This window comes from Micromonospora sp. NPDC004704, from assembly GCF_053601675.1.
In genome coordinates, this window is the sequence record NZ_JBSGCD010000004.1 from 133,537 (window position 1) to 151,189 (window position 17,653).

At 72.4% G+C, this 17,653-nt stretch carries 13 protein-coding genes and 1 pseudogene; 8 read left to right on the forward strand and 6 right to left on the reverse strand.

Annotated elements, in window-relative coordinates; genetic code table 11:
• The first annotated feature begins 44 nt into the window (after positions 1-44).
• Entirely contained in the window at positions 45-3,638 is a 3,594-nt protein-coding gene (locus tag ACWEFB_RS06930) for an ATP-binding cassette domain-containing protein (protein WP_452283010.1), read from the forward strand.
• Positions 3,639-3,691: 53 nt separating this feature from the next.
• On the opposite strand, the gene ACWEFB_RS06935 is transcribed toward ACWEFB_RS06930, so the two are convergent.
• The 4 genes and pseudogenes from ACWEFB_RS06935 to ACWEFB_RS06950 form a co-directional block, all read right to left on the reverse strand.
• Positions 3,692-4,447 carry a hypothetical protein gene (locus tag ACWEFB_RS06935; RefSeq protein ID WP_452283012.1) on the reverse strand — a complete coding sequence of 252 codons (756 nt, stop codon included), beginning with the start codon at positions 4,445-4,447 and terminating at the stop codon, positions 3,692-3,694.
• Between the two features lie 88 nt (positions 4,448-4,535).
• Entirely contained in the window at positions 4,536-5,675 is a 1,140-nt protein-coding gene (locus ACWEFB_RS06940) for a hypothetical protein (protein WP_452283013.1), read from the reverse strand.
• Between the two features lie 87 nt (positions 5,676-5,762).
• On the reverse strand, positions 5,763-6,386 hold the full coding sequence (locus ACWEFB_RS06945; protein WP_452283450.1) for a class I SAM-dependent methyltransferase: 624 nt from the start codon (positions 6,384-6,386) through the stop codon (positions 5,763-5,765).
• A gap of 39 nt (positions 6,387-6,425) precedes the next feature.
• Positions 6,426-7,385, reverse strand: a pseudogene (locus tag ACWEFB_RS06950) (NAD(P)/FAD-dependent oxidoreductase); the annotation flags it as partial.
• 90 nt (positions 7,386-7,475) lie between these two features.
• On the opposite strand from ACWEFB_RS06950, the gene ACWEFB_RS06955 reads away from it, so the two are divergent.
• Positions 7,476-8,057, forward strand: a complete 582-nt coding sequence (locus ACWEFB_RS06955) for a helix-turn-helix domain-containing protein (RefSeq protein WP_452283015.1) — start codon at positions 7,476-7,478, stop codon at positions 8,055-8,057.
• 42 nt (positions 8,058-8,099) lie between these two features.
• Here ACWEFB_RS06955 and ACWEFB_RS06960 read toward each other — a convergent pair whose 3' ends face one another.
• On the reverse strand, positions 8,100-9,449 hold the full coding sequence (locus ACWEFB_RS06960) for an MFS transporter (protein ID WP_452283017.1): 1,350 nt from the start codon (positions 9,447-9,449) through the stop codon (positions 8,100-8,102).
• A gap of 723 nt (positions 9,450-10,172) precedes the next feature.
• Between ACWEFB_RS06960 and ACWEFB_RS06965 the strand changes: the two genes are divergently transcribed.
• Genes ACWEFB_RS06965 through ACWEFB_RS06975 form a run of 3 tightly spaced genes read left to right on the forward strand, consistent with a single transcriptional unit; the run spans position 10,173 to position 12,604 of the window.
• Entirely contained in the window at positions 10,173-10,877 is a 705-nt protein-coding gene (locus ACWEFB_RS06965) for a DUF998 domain-containing protein (protein ID WP_452283019.1), read from the forward strand.
• A 36-nt stretch (positions 10,878-10,913) separates the two neighbouring features.
• Positions 10,914-11,285 carry a YciI family protein gene (locus ACWEFB_RS06970; protein ID WP_326559909.1) on the forward strand — a complete coding sequence of 124 codons (372 nt, stop codon included), beginning with the start codon at positions 10,914-10,916 and terminating at the stop codon, positions 11,283-11,285.
• Between the two features lie 26 nt (positions 11,286-11,311).
• On the forward strand, positions 11,312-12,604 hold the full coding sequence (locus ACWEFB_RS06975; protein WP_452283021.1) for an RNA polymerase sigma factor: 1,293 nt from the start codon (positions 11,312-11,314) through the stop codon (positions 12,602-12,604).
• A 15-nt stretch (positions 12,605-12,619) separates the two neighbouring features.
• Here ACWEFB_RS06975 and ACWEFB_RS06980 read toward each other — a convergent pair whose 3' ends face one another.
• Positions 12,620-13,162: an AAA family ATPase gene (locus ACWEFB_RS06980; RefSeq protein WP_452283023.1), complete on the reverse strand. Its 543-nt coding sequence runs from the start codon at positions 13,160-13,162 to the stop codon at positions 12,620-12,622.
• Between the two features lie 313 nt (positions 13,163-13,475).
• On the opposite strand from ACWEFB_RS06980, the gene ACWEFB_RS06985 reads away from it, so the two are divergent.
• From ACWEFB_RS06985 to ACWEFB_RS06995, 3 genes are all read left to right on the forward strand, one after another.
• Entirely contained in the window at positions 13,476-14,831 is a 1,356-nt protein-coding gene (locus ACWEFB_RS06985) for a serine hydrolase (RefSeq protein ID WP_452283025.1), read from the forward strand.
• 269 nt (positions 14,832-15,100) lie between these two features.
• Positions 15,101-15,562 carry a hypothetical protein gene (locus tag ACWEFB_RS06990; RefSeq protein WP_452283027.1) on the forward strand — a complete coding sequence of 154 codons (462 nt, stop codon included), beginning with the start codon at positions 15,101-15,103 and terminating at the stop codon, positions 15,560-15,562.
• Between the two features lie 32 nt (positions 15,563-15,594).
• Positions 15,595-17,646: a histidine kinase gene (locus ACWEFB_RS06995; protein WP_452283029.1), complete on the forward strand. Its 2,052-nt coding sequence runs from the start codon at positions 15,595-15,597 to the stop codon at positions 17,644-17,646.
• Positions 17,647-17,653 lie beyond the last annotated feature (7 nt).

A 17,653-nucleotide genomic window follows, 5' to 3' on the forward strand; every position in this document is an offset into this window, starting at 1 on the left:
ACCGCCAGGCTGGAAGCTCCGCCCACTACGCCCTGGAGCTTCCGATGCGCCTGCTCCGCGATCTGTGGGCCACCTCACCGCGCCGTGTCGCGGCCGTGGCCTGTCTCATCGTGCTCGGTGCCGCCGGGCAGTCCGCCGCGTTGGCGCTGGCCGGGCCGGTGCTGGTGGACCGCTCGACCACCCTGTTCGCCGTGCTGGCCCTGTCCCTGGTCGTCGCCGTGCTCAGCGACCTGGTGGTCGGCCTCGTCACGGCCGGGCTGACCGCCGACTGGGCCGCCGACGTCCGCCGCCGGCTCTGCCGGGTCGCCCTCGGTCAGGACCTGCCGAGACTGGAGACCACACCGGTCGGGGAACTGCTCGACCGGATCGACGGCGACGTCTACCAGGTCGCCGCCGAACTGCGCGGCAGCGGCGTACGGATCGTGCAGATGCTGACCGCCGGGGTGCTGTCGATCGCGCTCGCGGTCGGCGTCTGGTGGCCCGCCGGGGTGGTCATGCTGCTGCTCGGCGTACTGCTGGCGATCGGCCTGGCCGGACCTACCCGGAAGATCGGTCCGGCCCGGATGGGCGAGGAGGAAGCCTGGTCGGACCTGGCCGCGGTGATGGAGGAGTCGATCCACGGACAGGACGACATCCGTACCAGCCTGGCCCGGCCGTACGTGCTGCGGATGTACGCCCAACGCGCCAGCCGGGTACTGGCCCGGGGACGGGTGGTGTGGGTGCTCTCCGCACGGGTCACCACCGTCGCCGTCGGTGTCACCCGCGCCGGCATCGCCGCAGTGGTCCTCGGCGGGGTCTGGGCGCTGACCACCGGCCGGATCGACGGGGCCCGGCTCACCGCCGTCTGGCTGCTCGCCCTGGCCTTCGGCGCGACCGTCGAACACGTCAGCCGGATGGTGCCCGAGTTGCAGTACGCCCTCGGGGCCTGGGGGCGGGTGCAGTTGCTGCGCGACTCCCCGCAGGAGCCGGCCGGTGGCGCCGAGCCGGCCGACGGCGACCTGGAGATACGCGGCCTCACCTTCGGCTACGGCACGACCGCGTCGGACGGCGGACGCCGGCTGGCCCTGCGGGACGTCCGGTTGACCTTCACCCGTGGCCACTCGTACGCCCTGATCGGGCGTACCGGCTCCGGCAAGTCGACCCTGGCCAAGGTGCTCACCCGGGCCGTCGACGTACCGCGCGGTGCGGTGTTCCTCGGCGGGACCGACCTGGGCGACCTGGACCTGGAGGGCCTGCGCCGGTGGATCGGCGTGGTCCCGCAGCGGACCGAGATCCTCGCCGGAACGCTCGCCGAGAACGTCGCCCTGTTCGACCCGCAACTGCACGCCTCGGCCGCCGGGGCGCTGGACGAGCTGGGCCTGACCTCCTGGGTCGCGGACCTGCCCGACGGGATGGAGACCAAGCTCGGCGAGGGCGGGCACGTGCTCTCGGCCGGGCAGGAGCAACTGGTCGCGTTCGCCCGGATCCTGGTCCGGGACCCGCACGTGGTGATCCTCGACGAGGCCACCGCCCGGATGGACCCGGTCACCGAGTCACGGGTGCAGTTGGCCACCGAACGGCTGCTGCGGGACAGGATCGGGATCGTCATCGCGCACCGGCTGTCGTCGGTGCGGCGCTGCGACGAGGTGGTGGTGCTCTCCGACGGCGAGGTGGTCGAGGCCGGACCGCTGCGCGAGTCGGAGCGCTTCGCCCGGCTGCTCGCCAGCACCCAGGCCACCTTCGACGCCGAGCCGGAACCGGTCCGCCGGATCGGGATCGGGGTGGGCGCCGGTGCCGGCGGCGGGCTCGCGCTGGCCCCGCCGGACGGCGACACCCTGCTGCGGGTGGACCCGGTCCGGGGCGCGGGGAGCGGCGAGGCGACGGCGAACGGCACAGCCACGGCGGTGGTGGACGTTCCGGTGCGCGCACCGGAACGGACCGCCGTACGGGCGAAGGCCGATCCGCCGCCGCTGCCCGAACCGGCACGTGCGCGTACCGTTCGGGAGATCTTCCGGCTGGCCGGTAACGACCCCCGGTTCGGGCTCGGCGCGCTCGGGATGTTCCTGTTCATGGTGCTGCTCGGACTCGACGGGGCGATCCTGCCGTGGCTCTGGGCCGACCTGGTCGACGGACTGGGGGACCCGTTCTGGCCGGCCGTAGGGATCATGGCCGGGCTGGTGGCCGTGGTGCCGATGTCGTACTACACCGGGCGGTGGTTCCCGGAGTGGTGGGTCCGGCAGATGCTCCGGATCAGCCTGCGGCTGGTGCACGGACAGACCGGGGCCCGCCGGGTCAGCGGACACACCCCGGCCGAGGTCGTCGCCCAGGGCGGCGACACCGAACGGGTGGTGATGCTCGCCGACAACCTGCTCGACCAGGCGGCCTGTTTCGTGCTGCTGATCTCGATGACGCTGGTGTCGGGGACGCCGGTCCCGGCCCTCTTCTTCGGCGGCACGATCCTGTTCTCCGGACTGGCCGCCGCCCTGTTCGGGCCGATCCTGGAGCGCTCCGCGCGCAAGACGGTCGCCGCCCGGGCCGCGTTCGCGACCGCCCTGGTGTCGTCACTGTCGGCCGCCCGTACGGTGAAACTGGCCGGTGCGACCCGGTCGGTCCTGGCACACCTCGCCCGACTCGACGTCATCCGCAGCGACCGGCAGCGGCGGGAGATCTCGACCCAGGTGTGGGCCCGCTCCACCCCCTCGATGATCGGTGGACTCCTGCCGATCGCCGCCTGGGCGCTCTACCTCAACGGCTCGCTGTCGTCGGGCGCGACCCTGGTGGCGGTCTCGACCCTGGGAGCGGTGCGGTGGTTCGCCTGGACCACGGCCTCCCTGGTCTCGCAACTGCCCTCGGCCCGGGTCTGGACCCGGCGTACGGTCGCGATGAGCGGGGTCGGGGCGTACTCGGCGGCGGTGCCGGGGGTGGACCTCTCCGAGGGAACCGCACCCGCACCGGAGGCGGCACCCCGGCATCCCCTGCGCCGGCTGGACCTGGTCGGCTTCAGCGCCGTCCACGAGGACGGGACGGTCGGCGTACACGAGGTCGACCTGACCGTCGAGACCGGGCAACTGGTGCTGGTGGTCGGGCCGGTCGGCGCGGGCAAGTCGTCGCTGCTGCGAGCCCTGGCCGGGATCGTCCACCACACCGGGGACATGCGCTGGAACGGGCAGCCGGTCACCGAACCCGAGCTGTTCCTCCGCCCCAACCAGGTCGGTTACGTCGCACAGCTCCCGCGGGTGCTCTCCGGGACGGTGGCCGACAACATCCGGCTCGGGCACGAGGTGGACGCGGTCGGTGCGATCTCGACCGCGCAGTTGGAGCACGACCTGGCGGCGGCCGGGGGCGGGCTCGGGCTGCTGATCGGGCACAAGGGGACACGGCTGTCCGGTGGGCAGTTGCAGCGGCTCGCCCTGGCCCGCGCCCTGGCACCGCGTACGGAGTTGCTGATCGCGGACGACGTCTCCTCGGCCCTCGACGTCACCACCGAGTTGGAACTGTGGCGGGCGTTGCGCGGGCACGGGGTGACCGTGGTCGGGTCGACCTCGAAGCGGGCCGCGTTGGCACAGGCCGACCTGGTGGTCGTGCTGGTCGACGGCGCGGTGGTGGCCCGGGGTACGTGGCGGGAACTGGCCGACCGTTGGGGTCACCTCGCGGGGTGACCCCGACGGGCGCGATCTCCCCGGCGCCCGCCGGCACGGTTCGGGCGGGTCGGTCAGCGGCGGTCGACGGTGAGGGTGGAGACGCCGGCGGTGGCGTCGATGTCGTACCGGTCGGTGGCGGTCTCCCAGGCCGGCGGTGTGATCACCGTGCCGCCGGCCACGCCGGACCGGCTGCTGCCGTCCACGGTGACGGTTCCGGCGCCACCGCCCGCGCGTACCCGTGCCGGTGCGTTGCCGGTCAGGTGGACCAGGAACTGGCTGGCCCCGCCGCCCATCACCACCCGTACCGTGCCGCTCGCGGGTGGCAGGGTCACCTCGGCACGGTTGGTGCCGGCGCTGAAGTCGACCTCCGCGACCCGGCCACCGGTCAGGTCGACGATCTCCTCTCCGGCGCCGCCACCGAGCCGGATCCGCCAGCGGACCGCGTCGCTGAGCACGATGCTGACGATCGCCGGTCCGGCCCGACCGGTGCCGGCGAGCCCGGCCAGCACGGTGTCCCCGTCGACGTGCACCGACGGCCGTACCTTGGCGTCCTTCGGGGTGGAGATGCGGTACAGGTCGTCGCCGATACCGGCGGTGGTCACCCGTACCACGTCGGAGCCGTTGAGCAGGTCGAGCGTCGCCTCCCGCCGGTCGTTGCGCGCCCCGGCGACCGCGTGGTCGGCCGCACGGTCGGATTCGGCGGCGGCCGTCCGGTCCGGGTTGTCGTCCGACCAGCGGCCGTCGTGCCAGGTGCAGGCGGAGAGCAGCATGGCGGCGGCGAGCAGACCGCCGGCCGCCCGTCGACCCCGGACCAACGTACGGGTCACTTCGTCGCCTCCTCGTTGCCGATCTGTACGCCGCTACTACCCACCACGGCGCCCGCCGACGCCCCGACCGGCGCTGTTGTCCCGGTGATCATCGGCGGAAGGCGAGCACTCCGAGCACGCCGACGACAGCGAGGGCGACCATGGCCAGACCGAGCCCGCCGAGCAGGCGGGCGACAAACGCGCCGTCCGGCCCCTCCGACGGTTGCGCCCGGCTGCTCGCCGGGGAGGAACTCGACTCCGGTGTGCCCGACTCCGGTGTGCCCGACTCCGGCGTGCTCGGTGATCCCGGCCCGGTCGTGCTGACGGCGGGTGCCGGTGCGGGCCTGCCCTCCGGGGTGTAGCTGAGCACGGTCGGTCGGGTGGTGGCCGGTTGATCCGAGGTCTCGGAGACGGTCAGCAACAACCGGCCGTCCCGGCTGTACGTGATCGACTCTCCCTGGGGTTCGTCGGGCAGTGGGGTGATCCGGGGCACGCCCCGGGTGACCGCCTCGACCACGTTGCCGTCGGTGACGTCGAACTCGATCGCGTCGGCGTAGGTACGCAGCACCACCCGACTGCCGTCCGGTGCGGTGGCGCCCCCGGTGACCATCAGCCGACCGAAGGCGGACCACGGGTTGTCGGTGCCGGTACGGGGCAGGACGAACTCCCCGGCCTTGCGCATCCGTACGGTCGCACCGGCCTTGAGCGGCCCGTCGGGTACGTACAGCCGGGGTGTGCCGGGGTCCTTGGTGACGACGATCGGTGTGCCGTCGCCGGCGAGCAGCAGCGCCTCGGCGTCGTGCGCTCCGTCCGGATAGGACAGTCGGTGCAGCGCCGGCGCCTTGGCGCCCCTGGCCAGTCGCCAGAGTGCGATGTTCGTCCGGGCCCGGTCGTTGTCGCCGATGTCGGCGATCCAGATGGTGCCGTCGCGAGCCATCGCCACGTCCTCGGTGTCACGCGGGCGGCTCGGGTACGACACCGTCCTGGTCACCTTGCACGATCTGTCGAGGAAGAAGATCTTCCGGCGGCTCTCCAGGTCGGCACTGTCGTTGACCACCACATATCCGTCGTCGGTGGCGACCATGCCGGAGATCTCGATCAGCCGCTCGTCGGTGACGACGCAGACCTCGGTGCCCCTCGCCGGGGCCGCCACCGCCATCGCATGCGCCGGTGCCGCGGTGAGTCCGACGAGCGGGGGCGCGGCCGTGATACCGACCAGTGCCGCCACGAGGATCCCGACGCGCAACATCGCGCAAGTCTGGCACCCGCCGCGTCCGTCCGGCCGACAGGGGAGGCGGACCGTCGCGGCCCGCCTCCTGGCCCGTCGGCGGCGCGGTCAGTGGCGGCGGGTGGCCCGCAGGACGGCGTCGTGGATGGTGATGGTCCGGCCCTCCGGATCGGTGGCCTGCCGACTCGGTGTCGCGGCGGTGATGTCCCATTCGTTCGGGTCCAGGGTCGCCGCGACCTGTTCGGCGGTGAACATGAGGTCGGCCCGGTCGGGACGCCCCATCGAGGTGTCCAGGTCCGACGGGTGGTGGCCGACGATGAGCAGGGTCCCACCCGGCCGTACGGCCGCCGCCAGCCGGCGGTGCAGCGCCCGGAGCGCAGGCCGGGGCAGGTGCATGAACTGGGCCGACACCAGGTCGTACCGTGCCGGTGCGGGATCCCAGGACATCACGTCGACCTGTTGCCAGGTGAGCCGGTCGGCGGTGTCGGCGCCCTGCTCGGCGGCCCGCTCGGCGGCGCGTTCCAGTGCCACTCCCGAGATGTCGACACCGGTGACCTGCCAGCCCCGGGCGGCGAGCCAGATCGCGTCGGTGCCCTCACCGCTGCCGACGTCCAACGCGGTCGCCGGGACCACGTCGGTGACGGTGTCGACGAGGTGCGGGTTCGGGTTCCCGCTCCAGATCCGCTCCGCGGAACCGTACCGCTCGTCCCAGAACTCGCGGGTGAACAGGATGGTCTCCGTCGAGTCGTGGTGGCCGTGCCCGGCTCCCGCCGTACGCGCCTCGCGGTACGCCGTGACAGCCTGCTCGGTCTCCTCGCCGATCAGGTCCGCGTTGATCGCGGCGGCGGCGGCGACCCCACCGGCGGCAGCCATGACAACCTGCGCGCTGAGGTCGGTGACGTTGCCGGCGACCCACACGCCCGGGACCTCGGTCAACCCGGTGGGGCCGGCGGGGATGGACTCGCCGACCCCGCGCGGGTCCTCGACGGGTTGCAGTCCGAGGGTGGCCAGCACCTGCGAGGCGGCCACGAACCTGGGGGCGACCACCACCGCCTGCCGGGCGACCACGGTCCCGTCGGTCAGGCGTACGCCGGAGAGGTGGTCGTCGTCCACGTCGAGGGATTCGACGGTGCCCGGAACCACCCGGATGCCCCGCGCGGCGAGCTGCTCGGCCTGCTCGTCGGTCAGCTCCGGGGCGGTGTGGGTGAACAGGACGAGGTCGGGTGTCCACTGCCGGAACATCAGGGCCTGGTGTACGGACCACGATCCGGTCCCGAGGATCCCGATCGCCCGGTCCCGCACCTCCCACCCGTGGCAGTACGGGCAGTGCAGCACATCCCGACCCCACCGCTCCCGTACGCCGGGGACGTCGGGGAGTTCGTCGACCAGTCCCGTGGTCACCAGCAGCCGTCGGGCGGTGACCAGCCGACCGTCGCCGAGAGTCACCTCGAAGCCATCGCCGGTACGGCGGGCGCGGACAGCCTCGCCCCAAAGCAGGAGGCCGCCGTAGTGGTCGACCTCCTTGCGGCCGGTTTCGAGCAGTTCGTGCGGGGATATCCCGTCGTGGGACAGGAACCCGTGCACCCCGGCGGCGGGGGCGTTGCGGGGCGATCCCGCGTCGATCACGAGCACCGAACGCCGGGCCCGGCCCAGCACCACCGCCGCGCTCAGCCCGGCGGCACCCCCGCCGATGACCGCGACGTCGAACGTCCGGGTCGGCTGTTCTGCCAGTTCACTGGTCATGGTGACCACCTCCGCGACCACTGTCCGGCGGCCCGCACAGATCGGCAAACATTCTTGCCGTTGTGGCAAACTGGGGCGATGGACGACAACCTGGAGAGCGTGCTCACCGCGGTCGGGCCCCGGCTGCGTACGCTGCGCCGGCAACGCGAGATCACGCTGACCAGCCTCTCCGAGGCGACCGGCATCTCCGTCTCCACCCTGTCCCGGCTGGAGTCCGGCCAACGTCGTCCCACCCTGGAACTGCTCCTGCCCCTGGCCCGCGCGTACGGGGTCCAGATCGACGAGCTGGTCGGCGCCCCGCCGACCGGGGACCCCCGGGTCCACCTGCGCCCGGTCAACCTCAATGGGATGACCCTGGTGCCGCTGACCCGTCGCGCAGGCGGGCTCCAGGCGTACAAGATGCTCATTCCGGCGGCCCGGCCGACAACCGTGCCGGAGCCGAAGACCCACGAGGGCTACGAGTGGCTCTACGTCCTCAGCGGGCGGCTCCGGCTGGTCCTCGGCGACCAGGATCTCGTGCTCGTACCGGGTGAGGCGGCCGAGTTCGACACCCGCGTACCGCACTGGTTCGCCAGCGCCGACGCCACACCCGTCGAGGTGCTCAGCCTGTTCGGACGCCAGGGCGAACGCGCCCACGTACGCGCCAGGTCCCTACCCTGACGGCAGCGCCGGTGTCCCGCTCGCTCCGGGCGCCCACGACGGTCATCGACAGTTCGTCGCGTCGACCCTGTCGGGCGCCGGCCCCGGTGACTCCGGCCCGGAAGGCGCGGCGGCCATCGTCGGGCCGACCGTCGCCGCCGGACGAACCGCCAGGATCCGGAACAGCAGCGCGACGATCACCGCGAGCCAGAAGATCGACAGACCGTCGTAACCCAGCGCGGCGGCCATCACACCGGCCAGCAGGGCACCCAGCGCGGCGGCGAGCTGGACGAAGAAGTCCGACGCGCCCTGCGCCATCGTCCGGAGCTGGCCCTCGGTGGCAGAGGTGATCAACACCGAGCCGGCGAGATAACCGGCGGCCCAGCCGACGCCGAGCAGCGTCAGCCCGAGGCCGACCATGACCGTGTCACCCGCCGGTGACATCGCGAGCACGAACGCGGCCGTCGCCATCACGCCGAGACCCGTCACCAGCAGCGGGTACGGCCCGAGCCGGTCGGACAGGTAGCCCACCACGGGACCGGGCAGGTACATCGCCGCGGAGTGCGCGCCGATCACCAGGCCGATGGAGGTGAGCGTCACGGCGCCGTGGCTCAGGTGGATCGGTGCCATGTTCATCAGCGAGACCATCGCGGTGTGGACGGTGACCACCACCGCGATCCCCCGTCGGATCACCGGATTGCGCAGGCTCGCCCTCAGCGCGGCACGGGTGTTGCGTCGCTTGCGTACCGGCTCGCGTCCCATCGATCGGGCCAGCAGCAGGGGATCCGGCCGCAGGGCCACCAGCACCAGCAGACCGGCCACGGCGAGACCCGCGGCCACCGCGGCGAACGGTGCGGTGAACTCCGCGAGGCTTCCCGCACCGAGCTGTTCCACCCCACCGGCCAGCGGTGGGCCGAGCACGGATCCGGTGATGGCGCTCCAGGACAGGATGCCCATCGACCGGCCGATCCGGTCGGCGTCGGCGAGGTCGGTCACGGCGAATCTGGCCTGGAGCCCGGCCGCGAGCGCCGCGCCGACGCCCAGCGCGCCGAGGAGCAGCAGCGGATAGCTCGACACGGTCGCGCTGACCACCACCAGCGCGGAGCCGGCGGCACCGGCCAGGTAGCCGGTGGCGATCCCGGCGCGGCGACCCCGTTTCGCCGAGAGCGCGGCCAGCGGGATGCTGACCAGCACCCCGCCGCAGAAGATGAGGGCCTGTGCGAAGCCGGCGCCACGGGCCGATCCGGTCATCCGCTCGGCGATGAGCGAGACGAGCGGACCGGTCATCGCGAAGACCAGGAAGAACACCGCCTGCACCACCAGGATCGACACGACGACGCGGCGCTGGACGCGGCGGAGCGCTGGGTAGTCGTTTCCGGTGGCTGGATCCGGGGGTCCGGGCTCGGTCTGCACGGTGCTCTCCTCGATGGGAGGTGGGGCACCGTGGTCGCCGGTGCCTATGCGGCTGGTCTCTGCGCGGTACGGCGACCCAGCCCGTCCGGGGCGTCGGCGATCGGTTGTCCGTCCATACGCCGGACCGGCACGGCCAAACGGCGGGAGCGACCGGGTGAGCGTGATTCGTCCGGTGTCGACATCACGGTTGGACGTCTCCGGAGCCGGACCACCGGCCCCGGTCTCGACGGGGACGGCGGTGCGACCAGCCACGACCCCGGAATCCGGGCGACCGGACAGCTGAAAAGGGGGGACGGGATCTCCGTCGCCCTTCTCCGGAGGAGGTCGAAGCGGTACCCGTTCTGCCCCGAAGGGTGCTTCTCGCGCAGAACGGTCTTGCGCGTCTTCACCGAAACCTTCTTCCGTTCGTCACCGTCTCGTCATCGTTTGTGAACATCCTTGGCTTTCACATTCTGCGGCCACAACTTCGAGCGTGCTCTCGTCCGGAAAGCGGTGCCGTGGGGAGTGGGCCGCGGCGGGTTCACCTTGAATCCATCGCCCTGAATTCTCGGAGCCTGCTGGCCGGCCTCGCCGGCGGGAGCGGACCGGGGACCGGGCGGCCACGGGCGGGCGCCCGGAAATCCCGGCGGAAAAAGTTCGGCGCCGGTGTCGAAATCGGGTCGTCCCGTTCGAGCTACAGGTAGCGGGCCGGCGAAGCGGCCCCCGAACCCGAAGGGGACGGCGATGTCCCAGACGAATCCGCCCGTCACGGCCGAGGCGGCGGCAGGCCGACCGGCCGCCGCCGGGCTCAGGCTCACCGGGCGGCTCCTGGCCGCCGGTGTCGTCGCCGGTCCGTTGTACGTCCTGGTGTCGGTGGCCCAGATGCTGGTACGGGACGGCTTCGACCCGACCCGGCACGCCTGGAGCCTGCTCGCCAACGGCACGGCGGGATGGGTCCAGAGCACCAACCTGATCGTGACCGGCCTCCTGGTGGTCGCCGGGGCGGTAGGGCTGCGACGCACCCTCGACCCCGGACGGGCCAGCACCTGGGCGCCCCGGCTACTCGGGAGCTACGGCCTGGGTCTGGTGTCCGGCGGGATGTTCCGGGCCGACCCGGCGCAGGGCTTCCCACCCGGTACGCCGGAGCAGGGCACCGGCACCTCCTGGCACGGTCTGCTCCACTTCGGCCTGGGCGGCGTCGGCTTCGTCGCACTGGTCGCGGCGTGTTTCGTGCTCGCCCGCCGGTTCGTCGCCGACGACCGGCGAGGATGGGCGGTGTTCTCGCGCCTGACCGGGGCACTGTTCCTCGCCGGGTTCGTCGCCGTGGCCGGTGGTGGCGGCAGTTCCTGGGCGACGCTGTCGTTCACCGTGGCGATCGTCCTGGCCTGGACCTGGCTCTCGCTGGTGTCGGCGTACCACCATGGCCGGTCCCGCCGGCTCCACCGATGATCCTTCCGCTCCACCACCATCCGAGGGAGTTCGACCATGCGGTACCTGGCACTGCTCCGGGCCAAACAGCCGACCACGCCCGTACCACCCGAGTTGATGGCGGCGATCGCCAAGCTCGGTGAGGAGGCGACCACCTCCGGCAGCCTGCTCGACACCGGTGGCCTGGCGCCGAGCGCGGCCGGCGCGCGGGTCACCGTCGCCGGCGGGGACCTGACCGTGACCGACGGCCCGTTCGCCGAGGCGAAGGAGGTCATCAGCTACGCCCTCTACGAGGTACGCGCCAAGGAGGAGGTGGTCGAGTGGACCTCCCGGTTCATGAAGGCGCACCGGGACCTCTGGCCGGGCTGGGAGGGCGACGCCGACATCCTGAAGGTGTTCGGGCCGGAGGACTTCCCGTTCCCGGAATGACCCGACCGGTGGTTGGATCGGTGGTCGTGACGGCTACCGATCCGGCACCGGACGATCCGGGGCAGGCCGCCAGGCGTGCCGTGGAGGCGGTCTGGCGGATCGAGTCCGCCCGGTTGATCGCCCGGATCGCCCGGCTGGTCCGCGACGTCGGGCTGGCCGAGGAGATCGCCCAGGACACCCTGGTCGCCGCGCTCGTGCAGTGGCCGGCGACCGGCGTACCCGATGATCCCGGGCCGTGGCTGACGGCGACCGCGAAACATCGCGCAGTCGACCTGCTGCGTCGGCAGCAGCGGTACGCGACCAAGCTCGACCTGCTCGGCCGCGACGTCGAGATCCAGCAGGAGTACGCCGAGGCGGCCCTCGACGACATCCTCGACGACCACATCGGCGACGATCTGCTGCGGCTGATCTTCACGGCCGCGCACCCGGTGCTGCCGGTGCAGGCGCGGGTGGCGCTGACCCTGCGGATGGTCGGCGGCCTCACCACCGGCGAGATCGCCCGCGCGTTCCTCGTGCCGGAGGCCACCGCGGCCCAGCGCATCGTCCGGGCCAAACGCGCGCTCGCCGCCGCGCGGGTCCGGTTCGAGCTGCCCACCCCGGCCGAACTCGTCGACCGGCTCGGCTCGGTACTGGAGATCGTCTACCTGATCTTCAACGAGGGGTACGCCGCGACCGGTGGCCCGGACTGGTCCCGGCCCGAGCTGTGCCAGGAGGCGCTGCGGCTGGGTCGACTCCTCGCCGGCCTGCTGCCGGACGAACCCGAGGTGCACGGCCTGGCGGCCCTGATGGAGTTGCAAGCCTCCAGGCTGGGCGCCCGGACCGACCCGGACGGGCAGCCGGTGCTCCTGCCGGACCAGGACCGCCGCCGCTGGGACCGCCTGCTCGTCCGTCGAGGGCTCGCCGCCCTCGACCGTGCCGAGACACTCGGCGGCGGCGTCTACACCCTCCAGGCCGCGATCGCCGCCTGCCATGCCCGCGCCGCCCGCGCGGACCTGACCGACTGGCCCCGGATCGCGGCACTCTACGAGGTGCTCGCCCACCTCCAGCCGTCCCCGGTGATCCTGCTGAACCGGGCCGTCGCGGTCGGCCTCGCCGACGACCCGGTACGCGGACTCGCCCTCGCCGACGACCTCGCCCACGAGCGGGCGCTGCGTGACTACCCCCAACTCCCGGCCGTACGCGGAGAACTGCTGGCCCGGCTCGGACGGGCGGACGAGGCACGCGCGGAGTTCACCCGAGCCGCCGCGCTCACCCGCAACGATGGCGAGCGGACCCTGTTCCGGCGGCGTGCGGACGGACTGCGCCAGCCATCGGAGTAGCGGCGGCCCGACCGGCTAGTCCGGCAGGCGGGCGTCGGAGAGCTTGGCGAGGATCTCGTCCACGGTCTCGTCCGGTGTCTGGTCGGAGTTGTCCAGCCACAGCCCGATCCTCGGGGTGTCCCGACGCAGCGACCGGTCCAACACTTCGACCGTCCAGTCGCCGTACCCGCGCTTGCCACGGGTGTTCTCGCGGGTCTGCACCACCTCCGGCCTCGGCGCGAGGACAACCAGGTGCCGGGGTCGGGCGGTCAGCAGGTCGACGTACTCGGCCAGTTCGGGACCGAGGACGACGTCCTGCACCACGGCGGCGAAGCCCGCCTCGGCGTACCCGTCCGCGACGCTGGCGGCGAGGCGGTAGCGCAACCAGAGCTGGGCGGTTGCCTCGGTGGTCTGCTCCGGAGTCAGCTCCTCCCGGTTCGTGACCACCATTCTTCGGAACACGTCACCCCGGACGTGGGCCGCGAGGGGAAGCCGTTCCGCGAGGAGTTGCGCCACGGTCGACTTGCCGGCTGCCATCACGCCGGTGATGACGATGACGCCAGGGGTCGGGACGGACACTCCAGCCTCCTCCGGTAACGCGGGTCGGGCGAACCCGCCGGGTCCAGTCTCCCAACGGACCGCTCCTGCACCCCCCGTTGACACAGACGAGTCTGACCCGCCCGGTCATTCCGCAGCCATTGCGACCTGGACCTTTCGGACTGTGCCGAATTGCCGAACACCCGGTCCGGGGGCGGGTGGCGGTGCTCCACCCGGGGGCAGGTCAAGCGGGTTCGTGCGGGTCATCCGCGACCCGCCGGGGGCCCGCGCACGGTCGGGTGATGTCCCCGCCGAGCCGCCTCGGCCGGCCCGTACGGCTGGCTACGTTGCCGGGGTGAACCAGAACCGACCGCGGGTCGCCCGGCACCGGCGAACCGCCATCGCCGCCCTCGTCGCCCTGCTCTGCGGTCGGCTGGCCGTGGTGGCGGTGACCACCCTGATGGTGATCGTCGGGATGCCGGCACCCGCGCACTCCGGCCGTCCCGACACCGGGCCCGCCGATGGTCGTGACCCCTGGTCCGCCGACCACGCCGACCCGTTGCCGCCGCGAGCCGAGCTGGCCTGGCTCGCCACCGAGAACGCCATCTTCGCGGTCGACGCGGCCGAACGCATCGTCCGGTACCGGGGCTGCGACGGCGACACCGGCCGGGTGTTGGACCAGGGGATGGTGGTGACCGACGGGGTCGCCACCGGACGGGTGACGGTCAACGGCATCACGTACGTCTACCGGGTGCCGTTGCGCGGTCGGGCCGAGGGAGCCGTCGAGATCCATCGCCCCGACCTGGAACCCGTGGTGCTGACCGGGGAGGTGGTGACCAACCCGCAGCCGCCCGTCGACCGGCGACGCGGTGCGGAGCTGTTGCCGCTCACCGAGCAACTGCGGGAGATCGTCGCCGCCTCGCCCAACCCGACCGGTGTGGCCGTACGCGACCTCTCCGGCCGGTACGGCGACCAGCAGATCGAGGTGAACGGGACCTTCCGCCCGAAGGCGGCGAGTGTCATCAAGCTGTGGATCCTCGCGGAACTGCTGCGTGAGGTCGACTGCGGGTGGGAGTCGTTGTCCGACGGTGTGCTGGTCCGGCCCGAGGACGTGGTCGGCGGCTCCGGTGAGTTGCAGCACGAGACGTTCCCGCAGGTGGTGACGCTGTACCGGCTCGCCCGGTACATGATCATCTACAGCGATAACACGGCGGCGAACGTACTGATCAATCACCTCAACGGGTTCGTCCGGGTGAACGCGCTGATCGACACGATGCTGCTGAAGCAGACCGCCCTCAACCGCCGGATGCTCGACACCGCGGCAGCCGCGCGCGGCGAGGAGAACTACCTCACCGCCGACGACGTCGTGTCCCTGCTCGGCGCGGTCTGGGACGGGAACATCCTCTCGCCCGCGTCCCGGGCGCTGATGATCTCGTTCATGCTGGAGCAGACCATCAACACGAAGATCCCGGCCGCACTGCCGCCGGGCGTACCGGTCGCGCACAAGACCGGCGAGCTGCCGGACGCCTCGCACGACGTCGGTTACCTGCTCATCCCGCACTCCGAGGTGGCGGTCGCCTTCGTCACCTCCGGCCCGGAGGCCACCGGCGCGCAGACCGTACGCCAGCTCGCCCGAGCCGTGTACGACTACCTCGTACCCGTCGACGGCGGCGTCACCGGCTTCGGCCCCGCCCCCGACGGCGGGAAGTAGCCGCTTCCCCCGGCAGGGTGACCACGGTCAGGGCCGGGGCGATTCGAAGGTCCTCGTACGAGCGGCGCTTTGTCCCGCCGATCGGGCGGATCGCCCGGGTCCACGGGACATCATCCGCGCGACGATGGTGACCGGGCGTTCGGCAACGAGGCTCGGACCTCAACGACGATCCCGAGTGGACGTTGTCTCGCCTACGCTCCGGCGAGCCGGCGCGCTGTCCGTACGGGCGGTCACCGGTCCACCTTCGACCATCGAATCGAGGAGTCTCCATGCCAGAGGTCCCCACCGATACCGACCAGCAGATTCTGCTGCTCGCCGCCGACAACACCTTCGCCCATCTCTACGCCGACCTCGCCGCGGTGCTGGCCGAGCCGGAGCAGGGTGACCGGTTCGGGGGCGCGGTCGAGTTCTTCCACACCGACGGCCGGCGCCTGGCCCCGTACTTCGGGGTCGACTGGCGGCTGGCGGACCTGCAACCGAGCGCCGAGCCGGCCGATCCGGACGAGCTCCAGCGGCGGCTCCAGGCGGTCTTCGAGCACGTGGAGCGGTACCTGAAGGACCACCCCGAGTTCACCGACCGGTTCCGGATCAGTGTCGAGCAACTGGTCGACGAGATGCCCGCGCCCACCGGCGGCACGTTGCAGGACGCGATCGAGGCGCTGCCGTGGCACATGCACGGCAACAAGGGCAATTTCCTGCACAACGCCATGCACGCCGCCGGCTGGGCCTGACCAACCGCCGGCACCCGGGGAGGCCCTACTTGATGTCGACCGCAGCACCAATGATCAACCGCCGCCGTGTGCTCGCCGCCGCGGCGGTGGTGATCGCCGTACTCGTGGTGGTGGGGCAGTGGTTCCAGCCGGCACCGGGTGGGCCGACCGCGATGACCGCGGTGATCGCCGCGTCGTTCACCGCGCTGGGCGGCCTGGTGCTGGCCGGCGTGCCCGGCCACCCGGTCGGGCGGTTGATGTTCGCGGCCGGACTCACCGCCGCCGTCGCGGTCCTGGCACTGAGCTGGCTCTCCTGGTTGCCGCTGGCCTGGCTGGTCCAGTGGCTGTGGTGGCCGCCGTACGGCCTGATCTTCCTGGCGCTGCTGTACTTCCCGGACGGAAGGCTGCCCGGCCCGCGTTGGCGGGTGGTCGCGGCGGCGATCGTGGCGTCGACCGCGCTCACCACCGGGGCGCTCGCCGTGGCCGCCCTCGACGATCCCCGCAACCTGCTCTTCTCCGGTGAGCCGGCCGCGACCGAACGGGCCCAACTGCTCGTACGGATCGCGTTGCTGTCGATCGGGGTCGGCCTGCTCGGGCTGGTGGCGGTGCTGGTGTCGCTCGTACAACGGTGGCGCCGGTCGGTCGGGGAGGTCCGCCAGCAACTGGCCTGCCTGCTCGCTGCCGGAGTCCTCTTCCTGCTCGGGCTGCTGCTCGACGGGATCAACCTGGCCGGGGCCTGGGTCCTGATGGTGATCGCCATCCCGGCCGCGATGACCCTCGCCGTGCTGCGCTACCGCCTGTACGGGCTCGAGCAGGTGATCAACCGGACCCTGGTGTGGCTGGTGATGAGCCTGCTGGTGATCGCGGGCTTCGTGGCCATCGTCACCCTGCTGCGCGACATCCTGCTGCGCGGCAGCACCTCCAACGCCTCGCTCGTCGCGACCGGCCTGATCGCGGTGACCTTCGAACCGTTGCGGCACCGGGTGCAGCGCGGGGTTAACCGGCTGCTCTACGGCGACCGGGACGACCCGTACGCGGTGCTTGCGCGGCTGGGTGACCTGCTGGAGCGGACCGTCCAGCCGGATGCGGTCCTGCCGCTGCTGACCGGCACCATCGCGCGCTCGTTGCAGGTGCCGTACGTCGCGGTCGAGGTCGACGGGGCGGACGGGCCGAGACTGCACGCGGAACACGGCCGGGCGACGACCTCGGTGGAGAGGTTCGACATGCTCACCCACGGCGAGCGGGTGGGGAGCCTGATCGTGGCCCACCGCCGCTCCGGCAGCCGGTTCACCCCGGTCGAGCGCCGGCTGCTCAGCGACGTGGCGCTGCACGCCTCGGTCGCCACGGCCACCGCCCGGCTCATCCGTGACCTCCAGGATTCCCGGGAACGCCTGGTGATGGCTCGCGAGGAGGAGCGGCGGCGACTGCGCCGGGACCTGCACGACGGGCTCGGCCCGACCTTCGCCGGCATGTCGATGCAGGTACGGGCGGCCCGGAAGATGGCCGACGGGCAGGACCGGCTCGGCCGGGTCCTCGACGGGCTCGCCGACGATCTGCGCACCTGTACCCAGGAGGTACGGCAACTCGTCGACCAGTTGCGGCCGGCGGCGCTCGACCGGGGGCTGGAGTCGGCGCTCCGGGTCGAGTGCGAGCGTTTCGACGGTCCACAGTTGTCGGTGCGGCTGAGCGTGGAACACGACCTGCGCGGACTCTCCGCAGCGGTCGAGGTGGCGGCGTATCGGGTGGTGTCGGAGGCGCTGGCGAACGTGGCCCGGCACGCCGGTGCGAGCGCCTGCGAGGTGACCGTACGCCGGGACCACCAGCTCGTCGTCGAGGTGGTCGACGACGGGATCGGCTTCGCCGGTCCCCGGCCCGGTGGAGTTGGTGTGGAGTCGATGCGGGAACGCGCCGCCGAACTGGGCGGGGACTGCGAGATCTCCGAGGTGTCGCCGCACGGGACGCGGGTCCGGGTCCGGCTGCCCTGTGCCGAGTTCGCGCCCGACGCGACCGGTACGGTTGCCGTACAACAGGTTGGTCCCGGTGACCCGGTCGAGCCCGGCGGTGCCGTCGGGCCGGAACCGGCCGCCCGGTCGCTGGGTGAGTGAGGCGGCG